Raw genomic sequence first — 19916 nt, forward strand, 5'->3', positions numbered from 1 at the left:
CGACCAGGAGAAACCCCGTGGTCTTCTTCCGCTGGATCACCGCCCCCCTGCCCGATGGCATCCCCGTCCGCCAGGTGTACGGCTTCTGCTTCGACGACACCGGCCGCGTACTGCTCCGCGAGGACGCCGGCCGCTACGGCCTGCCCGGCGGCAAGCCGGAACGCGGCGAGAACGCCCCGGCCGTCCTCGCCCGCGAGTGCCGCGAGGAAAGCCAGATCACCATCGGTGAGCCGGTCTACCTCGGCTACCAGGAGGTCACCGAGGACGGGCTGCCGCCGTACGCCCAGCTCCGCCTGGCCGTCCGGATCACCGACTTCCTCCCGCGCGAGCCCGACCCCGACACTGGCCGAACCTACGGCCGGCTGATCGCACCGCTCAACAAGGCCCCGGCGCTTCTCGACTGGGGCATCGACGGACTCCTCCAGTCCGCAGCCGCCGTCCAGGCCGCCTACCAGCTCGGCCTCGACCCGGCAGCGGTCCGCGAGGAGACCTGGCGCAACTGACCCACCCACCCGAGGAACTCAGGGAGCCCCGATGCGATGGCAGTTCCATTACCCCAAGCGCACAAGCTTCTACCCGCCCGACTACGACAACCCCGGACTCGGCGGCTGCGAAGCCTCCCTGGTCCTCCTCACCCGCGCCCTCGCCGCCCGAGGCCACGACGTCGAGGTCTTCAACTGCTGCTACCGCCCCGGCGTCTACGACGGCGTGACCTGGCGCATGACCTGGGAACTCGACACCACCCCTGCCCCTGACGTAGCCGTCGCGGTCCGCTTCGACGAGGCCCTGTGGCCCGCCGACTCCAAGGCCGGACACCACCTCTTCTGGATGCTCGACGATCGAGCTCGGGGCCCGGCCGCCTTTGCCGACACCTTCCGCGACCGGGGCGGCCAGGTCGTCCTCGCTTCCCATGCCATGCGGCAGCGGGTCCAGGCGGCTGCCGTGGACATCCCCACCCATCTGATTCCGCTCCCCGTCGAGACGGAGCGCTACACCCGTCCCCTCACCGGTCGCGGTCCCATCTGCCTCTTCGCCAGCATGCCCAACCGCGGCCTCGACGCGGCCCTCGCCGTCTGGCCACGCATCCGCGCTGCCGTCCCCGACGCCGAACTCTGGGTCACCAGCGGCTGGCAGCTCTGGGGCTTCACCAACTCCGAGTCCGACGACCGCTGGCACCAGATCCTCGGTGGCCGTCCCCTCCCCGACGGCGTCCGCCTGCTCGGCACCCGCCCCCGCGCCGAACTGATCGAGATCCAGCAACAGGCCGCCGTCACCCTCTATCCCTGCCGTTTCCCGGAGATGTTCTGCCTCTCGGCCGCCGAATCCGCCGCAGCCGGCACCCCCGTCATCACCAGCCCTGTCGACGCCCTCACCGAACGCGTCCACCACAACCAGACCGGCATCCTCATCGAAGGCGACATCGACGAACCCGACACCCAGCACGCCTTCGCCACCGCCGCCATCGGCCTCCTGACCGACCCCATCCGTCGCGCCGCCATGGCTCGTGCAGGACAGGAAGATGCCGTGCGCCTTGCCCCGGACAGGGTCGCAGCGGCCTGGGAGACCTTGATCATCTCCAGGACGTAGCAGTCGTTGAGCGGTGATGACGTCTCACGCAGTCCTACCGCGCCGCCGACATCCGGCAGCGGCCCGCCGCCGCGGCGGCCAGGCGGCCCAGGGCCTCCGGCTTGGCGCAGGCGTATGCGCCCAGCGCGACGTGCCGGGCCACGATGCGGCGTTCCGTACGCATCAGGCGCCACCCCCTCCGCAGCAGGAACGGGACCGACTTGCGGCCTTCGCGGAGGTCGCGGAGGAGCCGGCGGCGGAAGGTCGTGGAGGGGCGTCCGCGCAGACAGAGCGCGTCGGCCAGGAGGCCCAGGGACTGGCAGCGGTCGATGATGTCGGCCGCGAAGATGCCCTCGGCCACGAAGAGCGGGGTGCGCCCGATGTGCAGCACCTCGTGCCCGGTGCGGGAGCTGGTGGAGATGTCGTACACCGGCACATCGGTGCGGCCGGTCCGGCAGAGCTCCGTGATCGCGGTGACCGCCGCGTCGGCGTCCCAGGAGCCCGGGGAGTCCCAGTCGATGTCCGTACTGCCGCTGACGAGCGGCAGCGTGGGGTCGCCGGCCTCCTTGTAGAAGTCGTCGAGCCGCAGGACCGGGAGGCCGGTACGGGCGGCGAGGGACGACTTGCCGGAGCCGGAGGGGCCCGTCAACAGGACGACGCGGGTCGAAAGCGCTTGGGAACTCACAGGACACGAGTGTGAGGCATTGACCCGAACAAGGGACCCCCCGGAGGTCCTGTTGGTATCGCGCATCACACCTCAACTACTCTTTGCATTCGGTTGATTACCCGACCGATGGTCCGATCGTCCCGATCAGGTGGGAAATCCATGGCACGTCACGCACTTTCCAAGTCCCGGCGCCGCACCCTGCTGCGCGCAGGTCTGACCGTCACCGCGGTCGGCGCCGCACTCGGCGCGGGGGGTGCGGCGGCGCAGGCCGCCCCGCTGCCCGTCGTCCAGGAGACCGGGGCCGATGTCGGCCTCGCGGAGGCCACCGGCGCGGCCGGGGGCGCGGTCACCGGGGCGCTCGGGCAGTCGCTGGAGCACGGCGTCGCGCCCGTCACGCATCTGCGGCTCGACCCGCTGGCCGGTACCGGCACGGACCCGCTGGACAACGCGGTGGGCACCCAGGTCGCCGACTTCAAGCCGCTGTCCACCGCGCTGGTCACCGACCCGCTGACGAGCGGCGGGGCCATCAAGGACCTGCCCGTGGTGGGCCCGGTCGTGGAGGGCCTGCGCGGCTGAGTTTCCGCGGGCAGCGGGACGGCCCGTTCCCCGGATGCGCCTCCGGGAAACGGGCCGTCGCCGTGTGCGGTCAGTACGAGGAGCCCGACGCGCCCAGCGCGCCCGTCGGGTGCCAGACCGTCTTGGTCTCCAGGAACGCCGTCAGGCGGTGCATGCCTGGGTCGGCGGTCCAGTCGCCTTCCACAGCCTGTGGACGAGAAACGCGCTTCAGGTTGTCGGCCGCCGCGATCTCCAGCTCCTTCGCCAGCTCCGCGTCCGCCCCCGTCAGGTCGATGCCGTTCACGTCCTGGTGGGCGGCGAGCGGCGCGGCGATCTCCGCGGTCTTCCCCGACAGGACGTTGACCACACCGCCCGGCAGGTCCGAGGTGGCCAGCACCTCGCCCAGCGACAGGGCGGGCAGCGGGGCCTTCGCGGAGGCCACCACGACCACGGTGTTGCCGGCCGCGATCACCGGGGCGATCACCGAGACCAGGCCGAGGAACGAGGACTCCTGCGGCGCCAGGACCGCGACCACACCGGTCGGCTCGGGCGTCGACAGGTTGAAGAACGGGCCCGCCACCGGGTTCGCGCCGCCCACGACCTGGGCGATCTTGTCCGTCCAGCCCGCGTACCAGACCCAGCGGTCCACCGCCGCGTCCACGACGGCCGCCGCCTTGGACTTCGACAGGCCCTCCGCCTCGGCCACCTCGCGTACGAACTGCTCGCGGCGGCCCTCCAGCATCTCCGCGACGCGGTAGAGGACCTGGCCGCGGTTGTACGCGGTCGCGCCGGACCAGCCGCCGAACGCCTTGCGGGCGGCCACGACCGCGTCGCGGGCGTCCTTGCGGGAGGACTGGGGCGCGTTCGCCAGCCACTTGCCCTTCGAGTCCGTCACCTCGTACACCCGGCCGCTCTCGGAGCGGGGGAACTTGCCCCCGACGTACAGCTTGTAGGTCTTGAAGACGCTCAGACGGTTATCGGACATCGAGGTACGCCTCCAGGCCGTGACGGCCGCCTTCGCGGCCGAAGCCCGACTCCTTGTAACCGCCGAACGGCGAGGTCGGGTCGAACTTGTTGAACGTGTTGGCCCAGACGACACCCGCCCGGAGCTTGTTCGCCACCGCCAGGATGCGCGAGCCCTTCTCCGTCCAGATGCCGGCCGACAGGCCGTACTGGCTGTTGTTCGCCTTGGCGACCGCCTCGTCCGGCGTACGGAACGACAGCACCGAGAGCACCGGGCCGAAGATCTCGTCGCGGGCGATGGTGTGCGCCTGGGTCACGTTGGTGAAGAGCGTCGGGGCGAACCAGTAACCGGCCGACGGCAGTTCGCACGGGGCGCTCCAGCGCTCCGCGCCCTCCGCCTCGCCGGTCTCCGTGAGCGCGGTGATCCGGGCCAGCTGCTCGGCGGAGTTGATCGCGCCGATGTCCGTGTTCTTGTCCAGCGGGTCGCCGAGGCGCAGCGTGGACAGCCGACGCTTCAGGGCGTCCAGCAGCTCGTCCTGGACGGACTCCTGGACCAGCAGGCGGGAGCCCGCGCAGCACACCTGGCCCTGGTTGAAGAAGATGCCGGTGACGATGCCCTCGACGGCCTGGTCGATCGGGGCGTCGTCGAAGACGATGTTGGCGCCCTTGCCGCCCAGCTCCAGGGTGACCTTCTTGTCCGTCCCGGCGACGCTCCGGGCGATGGCCTTGCCGACGGCGGTCGAACCGGTGAACGCGACCTTGTTCACGTCCCCGTGCTCCACGAGCGCCTGGCCCGCGTCGCCGTACCCCGTCAGGATGTTCACCACACCCTTGGGCAGGCCCGCCTGGCGGCAGATGTCCGCGAAGAACAGCGCGGACAGCGGCGTCGTCTCGGCGGGCTTCAGGACCACCGTGTTGCCCGTGGCGAGCGCCGGGGCGATCTTCCACGCGAGCATCAGCAGCGGGAAGTTCCACGGGATGACCTGGCCGGCCACGCCCAGCGGGCGCGGGTTCGGGCCATAGCCCGCGTGGTCCAGCTTGTCGGCCCAGCCCGCGTAGTAGAAGAAGTGCGCGGCGACCAGCGGGAGGTCCGCGTCGCGGGTCTCCTTGATCGGCTTGCCGTTGTCCAGCGTCTCCAGGACGGCCAGCTCGCGCGAGCGCTCCTGGATGATCCGGGCGATCCGGAACAGGTACTTGGCGCGCTCGGAGCCGGGCAGCGCCGACCACTTCTCGAAGGCGCGGCGGGCCGCCTTCACTGCCCGGTCCACGTCGTCGGCGCCGGCCCGGGCCACCTCGGACAGCACCTCCTCGGAGGACGGGCTGACCGTCTTGAAGACCTTGCCGTCGGCCGCGTCGGTGAACTCACCGTCGATGAACAGGCCGTACGAGGGGGCGATGTCGACGACGGAACGGGACTCCGGCGCCGGTGCGTACTCGAATGCGGATGCCATGGGTATCAGTCCACCGTCACGTAATCGGGGCCGGAGTAACGGCCGGTGCTGAGCTTCTGGCGCTGCATCAGCAGGTCGTTCAGCAGGCTGGAGGCGCCGAAGCGGAACCAGTGGTTGTCCAGCCAGTCCTCGCCCGCCGTCTCGTTGACCAGCACGAGGAACTTGATCGCGTCCTTCGAGGTGCGGATGCCGCCGGCCGGCTTCACACCGATCTGGACGCCGGTCTGCGCGCGGAAGTCGCGCACCGCCTCCAGCATCAGCAGGGTGTTCGCGGGCGTGGCGTTCGTCGCCACCTTGCCGGTCGAGGTCTTGATGAAGTCCGCGCCGGCCAGCATCCCGAGCCAGGAGGCCCGCCGGATGTTGTCGTACGTGGACAGCTCACCGGTCTCGAAGATCACCTTGAGCCGGGCGGACCCGCACTCCGCCTTCACGGCGCGGATCTCCTCGTACACCTTCAGATAGCGGCCGGCCAGGAACGCGCCCCGGTCGATCACCATGTCGATCTCGTCGGCCCCGGCCGCCACGGCGTCCCGGACGTCCGCGAGCTTCACGTCGAGCGCGGCGCGCCCGGCGGGGAAGGCGGTCGCCACGGACGCCACCTTCACGCCGGAGCCGGCCAGGGCGGCGGCCGCGGTGGCCGCCATGTCGGGATACACGCAGACCGCGGCGGTGCGCGGCGTCGTGCGGTCGGTGGGGTCGGGGTTGACGGCCTTGGCGGCGAGGGCCCGGACCTTGCCGGGGGTGTCCGCGCCTTCGAGCGTCGTCAGGTCGATCATCGAGATGGCGAGGTCGATGGCGTACGCCTTGGCCGTCGTCTTGATCGACCTGGTACCGAGGGCGGCGGCGCGCGCTTCGAGGCCGACCGGGTCGACGCCGGGCAGCCCGTGCAGGAAGCGGCGCAGCGCACTGTCGGACGCCGTCGCGTCGGCGAATGCGGGGAGGGTGGTGGGCATGGTCACCACCTGAGCATATCTACGCGCGTAGCGACCTGTACAGGGACCCTGGTCACCGAGGGTTCCCGCAGCCGGCCCCCGGCGCGGGCGAAGCCGCCACCGCGCCCCCGCGCCGCGTCAGGCACAATCGGGCTCATGACGAGCCCCACGCCTGCCGACGAGCCCACCTACGCCGACCGGACCTTCCGGTCGCCCGCCGGGCTGGCCGGCGGCATCCTGCTCCTCGTGCTCGTCTGCGGGATCGGCGGCGACGCCGCGGTCCGGGGCGACGGCCGGGTGCCGTGGATGGCGCTCGCCGGAATGCTGACCGCGGTGCCCCTGGTCGTGGCCTTCACACTGCGCCCGGTGGTCGCCGCGAACGACCGGCGCATCCGCATCCGCAACCCGTTCCGCACGATCACGCTGCCGTGGAGCGACGTCGCCGACGTACGGGCCGGGTATTCGAGCGAGCTCTTCACGCACGACGGTACGAAGTTCCAGCTCTGGGCCGTCCCCGTGTCGCTGCGGCAGCGCAAGAAGGCCGCCCGTCAGCAGTCCCGGCAGGCGGTGGAGGACCCGTACCGGCGTACGTCCACGATCGCCGACGTACGCAACACCAAGGCCCGTACCGCGGCCGCCGACCAGGCCGTCGCGGACCTGCGCGAGCTGTCCGAGCGGGCCGGCGACAAGCCGGTGGCCGAGGCCCCCGCCGCCTCGGTGCGCTGGGCGTACGAGGTCATCGCGCCGGCCGTCGTCGGCGCGGTGCTGCTCGTGGTCCTCGGCGCGACCGGCTGACGGCACGGGGGCCGGAGGGGTGGCGCGACCGGGCCGGGCCCCGGCCGTGCCGGCTCAGATGCCCGCCGCTGCCGCCAGATCGCGCTTGATGCCGGTCAGCAGCTCCGCGGCCCGGGCGCGGGCCGCCGGCAGCGCGTCGGCGGAGCCGACCGGCACGACGACCTCCAGGTAGCACTTCAGCTTCGGCTCGGTGCCGCTCGGGCGGACGATCACCCGGGCGCCGTCGAGCGTGTAGCGCAGCCCGTCGGTCGGCGGCAGCCGGTCCGTGCCCCGCGACAGGTCCTCGGCCGAGGTCACGGGCAGCCCCGCCAGGGCGGCCGGCGGCCGCTCGCGCAGCCGGCGCATCGCGTCCGCGATGACCGACAGGTCCTCGACCCGCACCGACAGCTGGTCGGTGGCGTGCAGCCCGTGTTCGAGCGCGAGGTCGTCCAGCAGGTCCAGGAGCGTGCGCCCCCGCTCCTTCAGTACGGAGGCGAGCTCGGCGACGAGCAGCGCGGCCGTGATGCCGTCCTTGTCGCGGACGCCGTCCGGGTCCACGCAGTAGCCGAGCGCTTCCTCGTACCCGTAACGCAGCCCCTCCACACGGGCGATCCACTTGAAGCCCGTCAGGGTCTCCTCGTGGCCCAGGCCGGCCTTCTCGGCGATCCGGCCCAGCAGCGACGACGACACGATCGACTCCGCGAAGACGCCGGTGGCGCCCCGGCGGACCAGGTGCGCGGCGAGCAGCGCGCCGGTCTCGTCGCCCCGCAGCATCCGCCAGCCGCCGTCCGCCGCCGGGTCCGGCACGGCGACGGCGCAGCGGTCCGCGTCCGGGTCGTTCGCGATGACCAGATCGGGTTTCGCGCGGCGCGCGGTGGTGAACGCGAGGTCCATCGCGCCGGGCTCCTCCGGATTGGGGAAGGCCACGGTGGGGAAGGCGGGGTCCGGCTCGGCCTGCTCCGCGACGAGCACGGGGGCCGGGAAGCCGGCCCGGTCGAACGCGGCGGTGAGCACGGAGGTGCCGACGCCGTGCATCGCGGTGTACACGGTGCGGGCGGTGCGGGGCGAGTCCGCGTCGAGCACGGCGTCCGTCCGCGCCAGGTACGCCTCCAGGACCTCGTCGCCCAGGGTCTCCCAGCCGGTCTCCGGGCGGTCCACGGTGGCCAGCGGGCCGACCGCCGCGATGGCCGCGGCGATCTCGCCGTCCGCCGGCGGCACGATCTGCGAGCCGTCGCCGAGGTAGACCTTGTAGCCGTTGTCGCGGGGCGGGTTGTGGCTGGCGGTCACCTCGACGCCGGCGACGGCGCCCAGGTGCCTTATGGCGTACGCCAGTACGGGGGTGGGCAGCGGGCGGGGGAGGACCGCCGCGCGGAGGCCGGCGCCGGTCATCACCGAGGCGGTGTCCCGTGCGAAGTCGGCGGACTTGTAGCGGGCGTCGTAGCCGATGACGACGAGACCGCCGGTCTGTCCGTGGTCCTTCAGATACGCGGCGAGGCCGGCGGCTGCGCGGATGACCACGGAGCGGTTCATGCGCATCGGGCCGGCGCCGAGCTCGCCCCTCAGTCCGGCGGTGCCGAACTGGAGGGTGCCCGCGAAGCGGGTGGTGAGCTCCGCGGTGTCCTCGGCGGCGATGAGCTTGGCGAGCTCTTCGCGGGTGTCGGGGTCGGGGTCCTCCGCGAGCCAGACGCTGGCGCGGGCGAGGAGGTCCGGGGGTGTCGTCACGGGGTGCCTTTCTTGTGCGGTGCGCTGGGGGTGGGCGGGTGCGGGCGGGCAGCGCCCCAGGGCAACCTCAGATCCGGTCCAGCACCCGCGCCAGCAGGGACCCCATCCGCGTCGCGGAATCCCGCCCCGCCTGAAGCACCTCCTCGTGGTTCAGCGGCTCCCCGCTCAACCCCGCCGCCAGGTTCGTCACCAGGGACAGGCCCAGGACCTCCGCGCCCGCCTCGCGGGCGGCGATCGCCTCCAGGACCGTGGACATGCCGACCAGGTCGCCGCCCATGACGCGGACCATGCTGATCTCGGCCGGGGTCTCGTAGTGCGGGCCGGGGAACTGGACGTACACGCCCTCTTCGAGCGTCTCGTCCACCTCCTTGCACAGGGCGCGCAGGCGCGGCGAGTACAGGTCGGTGAGGTCCACGAAGTTGGCGCCGATGATCGGCGAGGCCGCCGTGAGGTTGATGTGGTCGCTGATCAGGACCGGCTGGCCGGGGCGCATGCCCTCGCGGAGGCCGCCGCAGCCGTTGGTCAGGACGACCGTGCGGCATCCCGCGGCGACGGCCGTGCGGACCCCGTGGGCGACGGCGGCGACACCGCGGCCCTCGTAGTAGTGCGTGCGGCCCAGGAACACCAGGGCCCGCTTGCCGCCGATCACGTGGGAGCGGATCGTGCCGCCGTGGCCCTCCACGGCGGGCGCCGGGAAGCCGGGCAGGGCCGTCACCGGGAACTCGGCCGCCGGAACGCCGAGCGCGGCAGCGGCCGGCGCCCAGCCGGAGCCCATCACGAGGGCGACGTCGTGAGTCTCGGCACCGGTCAGCTCGCGCAGGCGGGCGGCGGCGTCGGCGGCGGCGGCGTGCGGGTCGCCCTGGATGTGGTCCGGAATAAGTGATGCGTTCACGCGGACGAGCGTAACCGCTGAACCCCTACGCGCGTAGATGCCCCTGTACAGAGTCTTGCCGGATTCGTTCGTGTGTTCCGACAATCACGCTGCCGTCAGCAGGGGCGCTTGCGCATCTCCATCACGTAGTCGTGCGGCGCGCCCGCCGATTCCGCCGCGTCCGCGATCTCGCCCAGATAGCGGGCGGACGGCAGGCCGCCCTCGTAACCGTTCAGCACATAGATCCAGGCCGGCTCCTCGCCGTCCAGGGTGTGCACCCGGATCCGCATGCGGCGGTAGATGTCGAGGCCGACGCCCTCCCAGCGGTCCATGGAGTCCTCGTCCATGGGGGCCAGGTCGTAGAGGGCGACGAACACTTGCGAGCGGGGCGCCTCCACCACGGTGGCCAGCGCGCCCTCCCAGCCCATCTGCTCCCCGCCGAAGGTCAGCCGCCAGCCGTTCAGCCAGCCGGTCCCGCGCAGCGGTGAGTGCGGGGCGCGGCGCGTCATCAGCCGCGCGTCGAGGTTGCCGGCGTACGCGGCGTAGAGCGACATGTGATCGAGGGTACGGGAGGTGGCGGCGGGCATGCCGGTTCCTGTGAGGAACGACCCCGAGGGGAGGCGGGAACGGGGCGGACGCGTCCGCCGCGCACGTGCGCCGTGCGCCCCGGCGCACGTATGGAGGGCCCCGGGGAGAAGCACCTTGGCGCGTGCGGGACAATGAAGTACGTACTGCATTCCCCCGGGGCGATCCCCCGGACCCCCGGCCGGGGCAGCAGACGGCCGTGGGACGAGAAACGCGAGGCGGACTTTTCGTGACCCGGATCGTGATCATCGGCGGCGGACCCGGCGGGTACGAGGCGGCCCTGGTGGGCGCCCAGCTCGGCGCGGAGGTGACCGTCGTCGACTGCGACGGCCTCGGCGGCGCGTCCGTCCTCACCGACTGCGTGCCCTCGAAGACCCTGATCGCGACGGCCGAGGTGATGACCACCTTCGACTCCTCGTACGAGGAGCTGGGCATCATCGTCGCGGACGACACCCCGCACATAGAGCAGGCCGCACGTGTGGTCGGCGTCGATCTGGGGAAGGTCAACCGCCGCGTCAAGCGCCTCGCGCTCGCCCAGTCCCACGACATCACCGCATCCGTCACCCGCGCCGGCGCCCGCGTCATGCGCGGCCGCGGCCGGCTGGAGGGCCTTCAGGCGGCCGACGGCTCCCGCCAGGTCGTCGTCACGGCCGCCGACGGCACGGAGGAGACGCTCACCGCGGACGCCGTGCTGATCGCGACCGGCGGGCACCCGCGCGAGATCCCGGACGCGCAGCCGGACGGCGAACGGATTCTGAACTGGACCCAGGTCTACGACCTCGACGAGCTGCCGCAGGAGCTCATCGTCGTCGGTTCCGGTGTGACCGGTGCCGAGTTCGCCGGTGCCTACCAGGCCCTCGGCTCGCGCGTCACCCTCGTCTCGTCCCGCGACCGGGTGCTCCCCGGCGAGGACCCCGACGCGGCGGCCGTCCTGGAGGACGTGTTCCGGCGGCGCGGCATGAACGTCATGGCCCGCTCCCGCGCCCAGTCCGCGAAGCGCGTCGGCGACCGGGTCGAGGTGACCCTCGCCGACGGCCGGGTCATCTCCGGCACGCACTGCCTGATGGCCGTCGGCGCCATCCCGAACACCGCGGGCATGGGCCTGGAGGAGGCCGGCGTCCGGCTCAAGGACTCCGGGCACATCCGGACCGACAAGGTCTCCCGTACCAGCGCGCCCGGCGTCTACGCGGCCGGTGACGTCACCGGCGTCTTCGCGCTCGCCTCCGTCGCCGCCATGCAGGGCCGCATCGCGATGTACCACTTCCTCGGCGACGCGGTGGCCCCGCTGGACCTCAAGACGGTCTCCTCGAACGTCTTCACCGACCCGGAGATCGCCACCGTCGGCTACACCCAGGCGGACGTCGACGCGGGCAAGATCGAGGCGCTGGTCGTCAAGCTGCCGCTGCTGCGCAACCCGCGCGCGAAGATGCAGGGCATCCGGGACGGCTTCGTCAAGATCTTCTGCCGCCCCGGCACCGGCATCGTGGTCGGCGGCTGTGTCGTCGCCCCCCGGGCGAGCGAACTGATCCATCCGATCTCGATCGCGGTCGACAACAATCTGACGGTCGAACAGATCGCGAACACCTTCACTGTGTACCCGTCCCTGTCGGGATCGATCGCGGAAGTGGCCCGCCAGTTGCACAGCCGTAAGCGCACCGGCGGGGCGTGACGGGGCTTGTGGGCCGGGCCGCGGTCCGGCCCATACCACTTGGTGACCGCCTGTATGTACAACTTCTGCTATTCGGCGCAAACTGCTGAAAAGTCTCGCGCGGTCACGTTACTGTCAGTTTCGTGTTCGCTGCAGAACGTCGTCAGTTGATCCTCGAAATGGTGCGCGCCAACGGGGCGGTATCGCTCCGTGAGCTCGCCCGCGTCGTCCAGACCTCCGAAGTGACCGTACGGCGGGACGTGCGGGCACTGGAGGCAGAAGGACTCCTCGACCGCCGGCACGGCGGTGCGGTCTTGCCGGGCGGTTTTACGCGGGAGTCCGGCTTTCCGCAGAAATCCCATCTCGCCACCGCGGAGAAAACGGCCATCGCCGACCTGGCCGCCGGCCTGGTCGAAGAGGGCGAGGCCATCGTCGTCGGTGCCGGTACGACCACGCAGGAGCTGGCCCGCCGGCTCGCGCGCGTCCCCGGCCTGACCGTCGTCACCAACTCGCTGCTCGTCGCCCAGGCGCTGGCCCATGCCAACCGGGTGGAGGTGGTGATGACCGGGGGCACCCTGCGTGGCTCCAACTACGCCCTGGTGGGCAGCGGGGCCGAGCAGTCCCTCCAGGGGCTGCGGGTCTCCCGGGCGTTCCTGTCCGGGAGCGGGCTGACCGCCGAGCGCGGGCTCTCCACGTCCAACATGCTCTCCGCGAGCGTGGACCGGGCGCTGGTGCAGGCCGCGGCGGAGGTGGTGGTCCTCGCGGACCACACGAAGCTCGGTTCCGACACGATGTTCCAGACCGTGCCCACGGATCTCATCACCCATCTGGTGACGGACGAGCCCGCCGCGCACGACGACCGGGCGGCGGCGGAGTTGCAGGCGCTGGCGGATCAGGGCGTACGGATCGCTGTCGCGGGGGGCGGGGGGACGTCGTCCGCCCCGGACCCGGGGGCGGCGGGCGGGCGGCCCGCCGCCAGGCGCGAGATGCCGTTGCCCGGGCAGCGGCGTACGCAGCCCTTGCGGGCGCTGGGCGAGGGGGCTGTGGAGCGGGACCGGGCACGAGTGGCGGACCTGCGGCGGCGGTAGCCCGGGGGCGCTGCCCCGTACCCCGGACCCCCGCTTCTCAATCGCCGCAGGGGCCCGATTCGCCGCCGGTGGGGCTCGGATGCAGCCCTCGGAGCGTCAGTTTCAGCAGCCGGGTGGCCAGTTCGGGGTCGTCCGGGGACTGTTCCGCTGCCAGGGCGATCGCGTTGGTCAGCTGCATCAGGTCGTCTATCGAGACGTCCCGGCGGACCGCGCCGGCGGACTGGGCCCGGGTCAGGAGCGCCGAGCCCGCCTCGCGCAGCGGGGTGTTGCAGCGGGCCAGGGCCGAACTCTCGTCGCGGCAGGTCGACATGAGGGCCTGGGCCAGGCCGCGGTACTCGCCCGCGTGGGTGACGATCGCGCCCAGCCACTCCACCAGCGCGGCGCACGGCCGGTCCGATTCGGCGAGTTCGCGGGAGCGGGTGATCAGGGAGGTCACCGCCTCCTGGAAGACCGCGCTCATCAGGGCGTGCCGGGTCGGGAAGTGGCGGTACAGCGTGCCGATGCCCACCTCCGCGCGCCGGGCGATGTCCTCCAGGGACGCGTCCGTGCCGTGTTCCGCGAAGGCGGTACGGGCTTCCGCCAGCAGCCGGCCGTAGTTGCGGCGCGCGTCGGCACGCATGGGCCGGGCCGGTGCCCCTGCCTGGCTCATCGCCATGGTGCGGTCCCTCCTGTCTTCCCGGCCTGTCTCCCGGTCTCCAGGATGCCATCGCGCGGGCGGCCGCCGTTCCCGAATGCGCCGGTGCCCCGGTCACGTCCGACGACATGACCGGGGCACCGGCGGGGAAGAGGGCGGGTCAGTCCTTGATCTCGCAGATGACGGCGCCCGAGGAGACCGAGCCGCCGACCTCGGCGGCCAGGCTCTTGACCGTGCCGGAGCGGTGCGCGTTCAGCGGCTGCTCCATCTTCATGGCCTCCAGGACGACGATCAGGTCGCCCTCCTTGACCTCCTGGCCCTCCTCCACGGCGATCTTCACGATCGTGCCCTGCATCGGGGAGGCGAGGGTGTCGCCGGAGACGGCCGAGCCGGACTTCTTCGCCGCACGGCGCTTGGGCCTGGCGCCCGCCGCGAGGCCGGTACGGGCCAGGCTCATGCCGAGCGAGGAGGGCAACGAGACCTCCAGGCGCTTGCCGCCGACCTCCACGACCACCGTCTCGCGGCCGGCCTCGTCGTCGGCCTCCGCCTCGGCGGGCGCGGCGAACGGCTTGATCTCGTTGACGAACTCCGTCTCGATCCAGCGGGTGTGGACGCGGAACGGGTCGGCGGTGAACGCCGGGTCCGTCACGACCGCACGGTGGAACGGGATGGCGGTCGCCATGCCCTCGACGTTGAACTCCGCCAGGGCACGCGCCGCACGCTGGAGCGCCTGCTCACGCGTCGCACCGGTCACGATGAGCTTGGCGAGCAGCGAGTCCCAGGCGGGGCCGATGACCGAGCCGGACTCCACGCCCGCGTCCATGCGCACGCCCGGACCGCTCGGCGCCTCGAACTTCGTCACCGTGCCGGGCGCCGGCAGGAAGCCCCGGCCCGGGTCCTCGCCGTTGATCCGGAACTCGAAGGAGTGACCGCGCGAGACGGGGTCCTCGTAACCCAGCTCCTCGCCGTCGGCGATCCGGAACATCTCGCGGACCAGGTCGATGCCGGAGACCTCCTCGGTCACCGGGTGCTCCACCTGGAGGCGCGTGTTGACCTCAAGGAAGGAGATCGTGCCGTCCATGCCGACCAGGAACTCGACCGTGCCGGCGCCGACGTAGCCGGCCTCCTTCAGGATCGCCTTGGAGGCCGCGTACAGCTCGGCGTTCTGCGCGTCGGACAGGAAGGGGGCCGGGGCCTCCTCCACGAGCTTCTGGTGGCGGCGCTGGAGCGAGCAGTCACGCGTCGAGACGACGACCACGTTGCCGTGGGTGTCGGCGAGGCACTGGGTCTCCACGTGCCGCGGCTTGTCGAGGTAGCGCTCCACGAAGCACTCCCCGCGCCCGAAGGCGGCGACCGCCTCGCGGACGGCGGAGTCGTACAGCTCCGGGATCTCCTCCAGCGTGCGCGCGACCTTCAGACCGCGGCCGCCGCCGCCGAACGCGGCCTTGATCGCGATCGGCAGGCCGTGCTCCTCGGCGAAGGCGACGACCTCCGCGGAGCCCGAGACCGGGTCCGGGGTGCCCGCGACCAGCGGGGCACCGGCGCGCTGCGCGATGTGCCGGGCGGCGACCTTGTCACCGAGGTCCCGGATCGCGTGCGGCGGCGGGCCGATCCACGTCAGACCGGCGTCCAGCACGGCCTGGGCGAACTCGGCGTTCTCCGAGAGGAAGCCGTAACCCGGGTGGATCGCGTCCGCCCCGGAGTCCTTGGCAGCCTGGAGCACCTTGGCGATGTCCAGATAGCTGGCCGCCGGGGTGTCACCGCCCAGAGCGAATGCCTCGTCGGCCGCACGGACGTGCAGAGCGTCACGGTCCGGATCGGCGTAGACGGCCACGCTGCCGATACCCGCGTCCCGGCAGGCCCGGGCAACACGGACAGCGATTTCGCCACGGTTGGCGATGAGCACCTTGCGCACGATGGCTCCCTCCTTGAAACAAGCTGAGTTTAGGGACTACCGACACGGTCCTACGACCCGTCCCCAATGGTGAGCTTGCCCACACGGAGTGTGATTCGAGGTGTGCTCGAGTCGCGAAATCCCTTGTGCCACCACGGTACGCCGGGTACTGAAACCGCACAGTAGCCACCAGGTGTGGCCCAGGTCTCTATCGGCACGGGCAGCGACTTACCGTGATTCTTTGTGGAGTTCCCACTAAGGGGTGGGCAATTCTTTGCCCGACCCACGAGAGCCCGGAGGGGTGGGGGCGCGGCCGGGTCGCGCACGGCTCTTGTCGTGGCCATTACCCGTTAGTAGGGTCCGCGCTATTGCACGTACTGCTGGTAACAGGGGGTGAGTGTCGTGGTGCGCAGGCTGGCCGCCTTCTTGGCCGCGCTCGTGCTGGCCGTGGAGGCCGTGTGCATCGTGATCATCAACGTGGTCCTGGGCACGGTCGTGAAGAACCAGGACATGTCCCTCGCCGGCACGGACCCCGGGGCGATGTCCAAGGGCACCTGGGCGCTCGGCGGGGTCTCCGGGGTCTTTCTGCTGCTGTGCGCCGCGCTCCTCGTCCTGACGGGCGCCCGCGACCGGGCGCCGGGGCGCGTCGGCCGGATCGTGCTGATCTGCTGCGCGGTCGTCCACGGCGTGCTCGGCGCGCTGACGGTCGGACTCGTCGGCTGGGCGGCGTTCGCCTGGATGATGGTGACGCTCGGCCTGATCGTGCTCGTCCTGGTGGCGTACGGTGCCGAGCCGGCCGCCCGGTCCGAGAAGGCCGGGCCCGAGGCGGCCGGGCCCGAGCCGGAGCCCGGGCCGGCCTGATCCCCGCTCAGGCCCAGAGGTCGGTGATCCGGATGTCCAGCTCGCCCAGCAGGCGGCGCAGCAGCGGCAGTGAGAGCCCGATGACATTGCCCGGGTCGCCCTCGATGGAGTCGACGAACGGCGCCGAGCGCCCGTCCAGGGTGAAGGCCCCCGCCACGTGCAGCGGTTCGCCGGAGGCCACGTAGGCGGCGATCTCGGCGTCCGACGGCTCTCCGAAGCACACCGTGGTGGACGCCGTCCGCGAGACCGTCCGGCCGGTCGTGGTGTCCGTCAGGCTGTGCCCGGTCCGCAGGATTCCGGCGCGGCCGCGCATCGACTTCCAGCGGGCGGTGGCCTCCTCCTCGTCGGCCGGCTTGCCGAGCGCCTGCCCGTTCAGCTCCAGCACGGAGTCGCAGCCGATGACCAGGGCGCCGGCGGCCTCCGGGAGCGCGGCGACGACGGCCGCCTTGGCCTCGGCGAGCACGAGGGCGAGTTCCGCGGGGGTGTCCGCGGTGAGGGCGTCCTCGTCGACGCCGCTGACGATCACCTCCGGGGCGAGCCCGGCTTGGCGGAGCAGGCCGAGGCGGGCCGGGGAGGCGGAGGCGAGGACGAGGCGCTGGGCGGTCATGGGCGCCATCGTAGAGCGCCGCTCGAAACGCCTCAGCGCGTGCCCAGTACGAGCATCGCGACGACCATCGCCAGGGCCAGGACCAGGCCCGCCCGGCGCATCATCGTCTCCGCGTCGCGGAGTTCCTTGGGGGGTTTGTTCTCGGGGTCGGACCAGAGCATGACCCGATCCTGCTGCGGGGGGCCGGGCGACGCCTGAGTACGCGTACTCAACCGCCGCCCGGTACCCGTGCCACCAGCGGTTACGCGGGCCAGTACGTACGGGCCCAGGCGCGCGGGCCCGGCAGGTGGCGGCCGCGCCGGGCCAGCCGGCTCGGGTGGGACCAGCCGGCGGGCGGTTCCGGGGCGTTGGACGACACGGCGGAGACCGCCGCCGCACGGGCCTGGACCACCGCGAGCGCGGCGGCGAGTTCCTCCGGGGTCGGGTTGCCCCGTACGACCTTGATCATGGCCAGGACCCTTTCTAGAGGGGGATGTTGCCGTGCTTCTTGGGCGGCAGGGACTCGCGCTTGGTGCGGAGCTGGCGCAGACCCTTGACCACGTGGGCCCGGGTGTCGGACGGCATGATCACCGCGTCCACGTACCCGCGTTCGGCCGCCACGTACGGGTTGAGGAGCGTGTCCTCGTAGTCCGCGATCAGTTCGGCGCGGGTCGCCTCCTGATCCTCGGCGGCGGCGATCGTACGGCGGTGCAGGATGTTCACCGCGCCCTGCGCGCCCATGACGGCGATCTGCGCGGTCGGCCAGGCGAGGTTGATGTCGGCGCCCAGGTGCTTGGAACCCATCACGTCGTAGGCGCCGCCGAACGCCTTGCGCGTGATCACCGTGATCAGCGGGACCGTCGCCTCCGCGTACGCGTAGATCAGCTTGGCGCCGCGCCGGATGATGCCGCCGTACTCCTGGTCGACGCCCGGCAGGAAGCCCGGCACGTCCACGAAGGTCAGCACCGGCACGTTGAACGCGTCGCAGGTGCGGACGAAACGCGCCGCCTTCTCACTGGCGTTGATGTCCAGACAGCCGGCGAACTGCATCGGCTGGTTGGCGACGATGCCGACGGGGTAGCCCTCGACGCGGCCGAAGCCGGTGACGATGTTCGGCGCGAACAGGGCCTGGGTCTCCAGGAACTCGCCGTCGTCCAGCACGTGCTCGATCGCGGTGTGCATGTCGTACGGCTGGTTCGCCGAGTCCGGGATCAGCGCGTCCAGCTCGCGGTCCTCGTCGCTCACCGTCAGGTCCGCCTCCTCCGGGAAGGCCGGGGCCTCCGAGAGGTTGTTCGACGGGAGGTAGGACAGCAGCGACTTGACGTACTCGATGGCGTCCTTCTCGTCGCCCGCCATGTGGTGCGCGACGCCCGAGGTGGTGTTGTGCGTACGGGCTCCGCCCAGCTCCTCGAAGCCGACGTCCTCACCGGTCACCGTCTTGATGACGTCCGGGCCCGTGATGAACATGTGCGAGGTCTGGTCGACCATCACCGTGAAGTCGGTGATCGCGGGGGAGTACACCGCGCCGCCCGCGCACGGGCCGACGATCAGCGAGATCTGCGGGATGACACCCGAGGCGTGCACATTGCGCCGGAAGATCTCCGCGAAGAGCCCCAGCGCCGCGACGCCCTCCTGGATGCGGGCGCCGCCGCCGTCGTTGATGCCGATGACCGGGCAGCCGGTCTTCAGCGCGAAGTCCATCACCTTGACGATCTTCTCACCGTAGACCTCGCCCAGCGAGCCGCCGAAGATGGTGAAGTCCTGCGAGTACACACAGACGGGCCGGCCGTCGACCGTGCCGTAGCCGGTGACGACGCCGTCCCCGTACGGGCGGTTCTTCTCGATGCCGAAGTTGGTCGAGCGGTGCCGGGCGAACTCGTCGAGCTCCACGAAGGAACCCTCGTCGAGCAGCAGTCCGACGCGCTCGCGCGCCGTCAGCTTGCCCTTCGCGTGCTGCTTCTCCACCGCCCGCGCGGACCCCGCGTGGGTCGCCTCGCCGATGCGGCGCTGAAGGTCCGCGAGCTTGCCCGCGGTCGTGTGGATGTCGGTCTCTTCCGGCTCGGACATCGGGTGGCGGCTCCCTGCCTGGTCACGGGGACGACTTGGCTGCTGATCTGCTGACGAACAGCTACTGACCCGTAGCGTATCGGCGCGGATACGGTTCGGCAGTGCGTCCTTTGACACACCTAGGGTGGCTTGCATGACACCTTCGGATGCGCCACGGAGCCGGTGGTCGGACCTCGGCCGGCCGCCCCTCAACGTCCCCGCGCTGCGCCGCGGACTGCTGCGGCCCGGCTCGCTGTGGACCGCCCTCGACGTGGTCGAGTCGACCGGCTCCACGAACACCGATCTCGCCGCGCGCGCGGCGGGCCTCACCGAGGGCACGGTCCTCGTCGCCGAGGAGCAGACCGCCGGGCGCGGCCGCCTGGAGCGCACCTGGACCGCCCCGGCCCGCTCCGGGCTGTTCTTCTCCGTCTACCTGACCCCGGGGGACGTGCCCCCCGAGCGCTGGGGCTGGCTGCCGCTGCTCACCGGCGTCGCCGCCGCGACCGGTCTGGCGCGCGCGGCGGGCGTGGACATGGCGCTGAAGTGGCCCAACGACCTGCTCGTCTCGATCCCCAAGGACTCCGACAGGCTCCGTCCAGGGGAGACCCCATCCGGCGAGGAGCGCAAGACCGGCGGCATCCTCGCGGAGCGGGCCGGCGACGGCGTCGTCATCGGCATCGGCCTCAACGTCTCCCTGCGCGCCGACGAGCTGCCCGCCCCCACCGCCGCCTCGCTCGCCCTGGCAGGCGCGGTCTCCACCGACCGCGAGACGCTGCTCCGGGGCGTCCTGCGCTCGCTGGAGCACTGGTACGGGCTCTGGCGCGACGCGGACGGCGACGCGGCGGCGAGCGGGGTGCAGGAGGCGTACGTGGCGGGCTGCGCGACCCTCGGCAAGGCCGTACGGGCCCAGCTCCCCGGCGACCGCACGCTCACCGGTGAGGCCGTCGCCGTCGACGGGGACGGGCGGCTCGTCCTGGCCACCGGCGGCGGGCTGCGCGAACCGGTCTCCGCGGGCGACATCGTGCACCTGCGGGGCGCGGCGGGCGGCCTGACCTGAACCGGCGCCGCCCGCG

General features: G+C 72.0%; 21 protein-coding genes. 8 read left to right on the plus strand and 13 right to left on the minus strand.

Annotated features, from left to right (window positions below; translation table 11 throughout):
* Positions 1-17: 17 nt before the first annotated feature.
* Positions 18-503, plus strand: coding sequence for an NUDIX domain-containing protein (locus OG338_RS19225; protein ID WP_405938488.1), 486 nt, complete (start codon positions 18-20; stop codon positions 501-503).
* A gap of 31 nt (positions 504-534) precedes the next feature.
* Complete coding sequence (locus OG338_RS19230; RefSeq protein ID WP_405938489.1) at positions 535-1587, plus strand: glycosyltransferase family 4 protein; 1053 nt, start codon at positions 535-537, stop codon at positions 1585-1587.
* Positions 1588-1621: 34 nt separating this feature from the next.
* Here OG338_RS19230 and OG338_RS19235 read toward each other — a convergent pair whose 3' ends face one another.
* Complete coding sequence (locus OG338_RS19235) at positions 1622-2215, minus strand: ATP-binding protein (RefSeq protein WP_405940467.1); 594 nt, start codon at positions 2213-2215, stop codon at positions 1622-1624.
* 177 nt (positions 2216-2392) lie between these two features.
* Between OG338_RS19235 and OG338_RS19240 the strand changes: the two genes are divergently transcribed.
* On the plus strand, positions 2393-2809 hold the full coding sequence (locus OG338_RS19240; RefSeq protein ID WP_405938490.1) for a hypothetical protein: 417 nt from the start codon (positions 2393-2395) through the stop codon (positions 2807-2809).
* Between the two features lie 70 nt (positions 2810-2879).
* Here OG338_RS19240 and OG338_RS19245 read toward each other — a convergent pair whose 3' ends face one another.
* From OG338_RS19245 to deoC, 3 genes are read right to left on the minus strand one after another with little or no spacing between them, the layout of a single operon-like run.
* On the minus strand, positions 2880-3773 hold the full coding sequence (locus OG338_RS19245) for an aldehyde dehydrogenase family protein (RefSeq protein ID WP_405938491.1): 894 nt from the start codon (positions 3771-3773) through the stop codon (positions 2880-2882).
* Positions 3763-5202: an aldehyde dehydrogenase family protein gene (locus OG338_RS19250; protein WP_405938492.1), complete on the minus strand. Its 1440-nt coding sequence runs from the start codon at positions 5200-5202 to the stop codon at positions 3763-3765. The genes OG338_RS19245 and OG338_RS19250 overlap by 11 nt, the downstream gene beginning before the upstream one ends.
* A gap of 5 nt (positions 5203-5207) precedes the next feature.
* Positions 5208-6155, minus strand: coding sequence for a deoxyribose-phosphate aldolase (gene deoC, locus OG338_RS19255; RefSeq protein ID WP_405938493.1), 948 nt, complete (start codon positions 6153-6155; stop codon positions 5208-5210).
* A gap of 135 nt (positions 6156-6290) precedes the next feature.
* Between deoC and OG338_RS19260 the strand changes: the two genes are divergently transcribed.
* Entirely contained in the window at positions 6291-6929 is a 639-nt protein-coding gene (locus OG338_RS19260; RefSeq protein WP_405938494.1) for a PH domain-containing protein, read from the plus strand.
* A 54-nt stretch (positions 6930-6983) separates the two neighbouring features.
* Here OG338_RS19260 and OG338_RS19265 read toward each other — a convergent pair whose 3' ends face one another.
* The 3 genes from OG338_RS19265 to OG338_RS19275 form a co-directional block, all read right to left on the minus strand.
* Complete coding sequence (locus tag OG338_RS19265) at positions 6984-8630, minus strand: phospho-sugar mutase (RefSeq protein ID WP_405938495.1); 1647 nt, start codon at positions 8628-8630, stop codon at positions 6984-6986.
* A 67-nt stretch (positions 8631-8697) separates the two neighbouring features.
* Positions 8698-9522 (minus strand): purine-nucleoside phosphorylase, encoded by an 825-nt coding sequence (locus OG338_RS19270; protein ID WP_405938496.1) that lies wholly within the window; start codon positions 9520-9522, stop codon positions 8698-8700.
* A gap of 95 nt (positions 9523-9617) precedes the next feature.
* Entirely contained in the window at positions 9618-10055 is a 438-nt protein-coding gene (locus tag OG338_RS19275; protein ID WP_405938497.1) for a gamma-glutamylcyclotransferase, read from the minus strand.
* Between the two features lie 260 nt (positions 10056-10315).
* Between OG338_RS19275 and OG338_RS19280 the strand changes: the two genes are divergently transcribed.
* Both OG338_RS19280 and OG338_RS19285 read left to right on the plus strand, forming a co-directional pair.
* On the plus strand, positions 10316-11755 hold the full coding sequence (locus OG338_RS19280; protein WP_405938498.1) for an NAD(P)H-quinone dehydrogenase: 1440 nt from the start codon (positions 10316-10318) through the stop codon (positions 11753-11755).
* 122 nt (positions 11756-11877) lie between these two features.
* Positions 11878-12822, plus strand: a complete 945-nt coding sequence (locus OG338_RS19285; protein WP_405938499.1) for a DeoR/GlpR family DNA-binding transcription regulator — start codon at positions 11878-11880, stop codon at positions 12820-12822.
* A gap of 37 nt (positions 12823-12859) precedes the next feature.
* On the opposite strand, the gene OG338_RS19290 is transcribed toward OG338_RS19285, so the two are convergent.
* Together OG338_RS19290 and OG338_RS19295 are read right to left on the minus strand one after the other, a co-directional pair.
* Complete coding sequence (locus OG338_RS19290; RefSeq protein WP_405938500.1) at positions 12860-13477, minus strand: TetR/AcrR family transcriptional regulator; 618 nt, start codon at positions 13475-13477, stop codon at positions 12860-12862.
* A gap of 139 nt (positions 13478-13616) precedes the next feature.
* Positions 13617-15371, minus strand: coding sequence for an acetyl/propionyl/methylcrotonyl-CoA carboxylase subunit alpha (locus tag OG338_RS19295; protein ID WP_405938501.1), 1755 nt, complete (start codon positions 15369-15371; stop codon positions 13617-13619).
* Positions 15372-15743: 372 nt separating this feature from the next.
* Between OG338_RS19295 and OG338_RS19300 the strand changes: the two genes are divergently transcribed.
* A complete protein-coding gene (locus OG338_RS19300) occupies positions 15744-16211 on the plus strand; it encodes a hypothetical protein (protein WP_405938502.1) in 468 nt (155 codons plus the stop codon).
* Positions 16212-16218: 7 nt separating this feature from the next.
* Here the strand turns inward: OG338_RS19300 and OG338_RS19305 are convergent, their stop codons facing one another.
* The 4 genes from OG338_RS19305 to OG338_RS19320 form a co-directional block, all read right to left on the minus strand.
* Complete coding sequence (locus OG338_RS19305; protein ID WP_405938503.1) at positions 16219-16827, minus strand: Maf family protein; 609 nt, start codon at positions 16825-16827, stop codon at positions 16219-16221.
* A 23-nt stretch (positions 16828-16850) separates the two neighbouring features.
* Positions 16851-16979 carry a morphogenic membrane protein MmpB gene (mmpB, locus tag OG338_RS19310; protein WP_405938504.1) on the minus strand — a complete coding sequence of 43 codons (129 nt, stop codon included), beginning with the start codon at positions 16977-16979 and terminating at the stop codon, positions 16851-16853.
* Positions 16980-17059: 80 nt separating this feature from the next.
* A complete protein-coding gene (locus OG338_RS19315) occupies positions 17060-17266 on the minus strand; it encodes an acyl-CoA carboxylase epsilon subunit (RefSeq protein ID WP_405938505.1) in 207 nt (68 codons plus the stop codon).
* 14 nt (positions 17267-17280) lie between these two features.
* Positions 17281-18864, minus strand: coding sequence for an acyl-CoA carboxylase subunit beta (locus OG338_RS19320; protein WP_405938506.1), 1584 nt, complete (start codon positions 18862-18864; stop codon positions 17281-17283).
* 133 nt (positions 18865-18997) lie between these two features.
* Between OG338_RS19320 and OG338_RS19325 the strand changes: the two genes are divergently transcribed.
* The gene (locus tag OG338_RS19325; RefSeq protein ID WP_405938507.1) at positions 18998-19900 is read left to right on the plus strand and encodes a biotin--[acetyl-CoA-carboxylase] ligase; all 903 of its coding nucleotides are present in this window, start codon (positions 18998-19000) and stop codon (positions 19898-19900) included.
* Positions 19901-19916 lie beyond the last annotated feature (16 nt).

This window comes from Streptomyces sp. NBC_00726 (assembly GCF_045161735.1).
Taxonomy (GTDB): Bacteria; Actinomycetota; Actinomycetes; order Streptomycetales; family Streptomycetaceae; genus Streptomyces.

Excerpts from the sequence above, each read along its gene's own strand:
- OG338_RS19230 (WP_405938489.1), top strand. The coding sequence starts at position 535 with ATGCGATGGCAGTTCCATTACCCCAAGCGCACAAGCTTCTACCCGCCC.
- OG338_RS19240 (WP_405938490.1), top strand. The coding sequence starts at position 2,393 with ATGGCACGTCACGCACTTTCCAAGTCCCGGCGCCGCACCCTGCTGCGC.
- OG338_RS19245 (WP_405938491.1), bottom strand. The coding sequence starts at position 3,773 with ATGTCCGATAACCGTCTGAGCGTCTTCAAGACCTACAAGCTGTACGTC.
- OG338_RS19250 (WP_405938492.1), bottom strand. The coding sequence starts at position 5,202 with ATGGCATCCGCATTCGAGTACGCACCGGCGCCGGAGTCCCGTTCCGTC.
- deoC (WP_405938493.1), bottom strand. The coding sequence starts at position 6,155 with ATGCCCACCACCCTCCCCGCATTCGCCGACGCGACGGCGTCCGACAGT.
- OG338_RS19260 (WP_405938494.1), top strand. The coding sequence starts at position 6,291 with ATGACGAGCCCCACGCCTGCCGACGAGCCCACCTACGCCGACCGGACC.
- OG338_RS19275 (WP_405938497.1), bottom strand. The coding sequence starts at position 10,055 with ATGTCGCTCTACGCCGCGTACGCCGGCAACCTCGACGCGCGGCTGATG.
- OG338_RS19290 (WP_405938500.1), bottom strand. The coding sequence starts at position 13,477 with ATGGCGATGAGCCAGGCAGGGGCACCGGCCCGGCCCATGCGTGCCGAC.
- OG338_RS19305 (WP_405938503.1), bottom strand. The coding sequence starts at position 16,827 with ATGGCGCCCATGACCGCCCAGCGCCTCGTCCTCGCCTCCGCCTCCCCG.
- mmpB (WP_405938504.1), bottom strand. The coding sequence starts at position 16,979 with ATGCTCTGGTCCGACCCCGAGAACAAACCCCCCAAGGAACTCCGCGAC.
- OG338_RS19315 (WP_405938505.1), bottom strand. The coding sequence starts at position 17,266 with ATGATCAAGGTCGTACGGGGCAACCCGACCCCGGAGGAACTCGCCGCC.
- OG338_RS19320 (WP_405938506.1), bottom strand. The coding sequence starts at position 18,864 with ATGTCCGAGCCGGAAGAGACCGACATCCACACGACCGCGGGCAAGCTC.
- OG338_RS19325 (WP_405938507.1), top strand. The coding sequence starts at position 18,998 with ATGACACCTTCGGATGCGCCACGGAGCCGGTGGTCGGACCTCGGCCGG.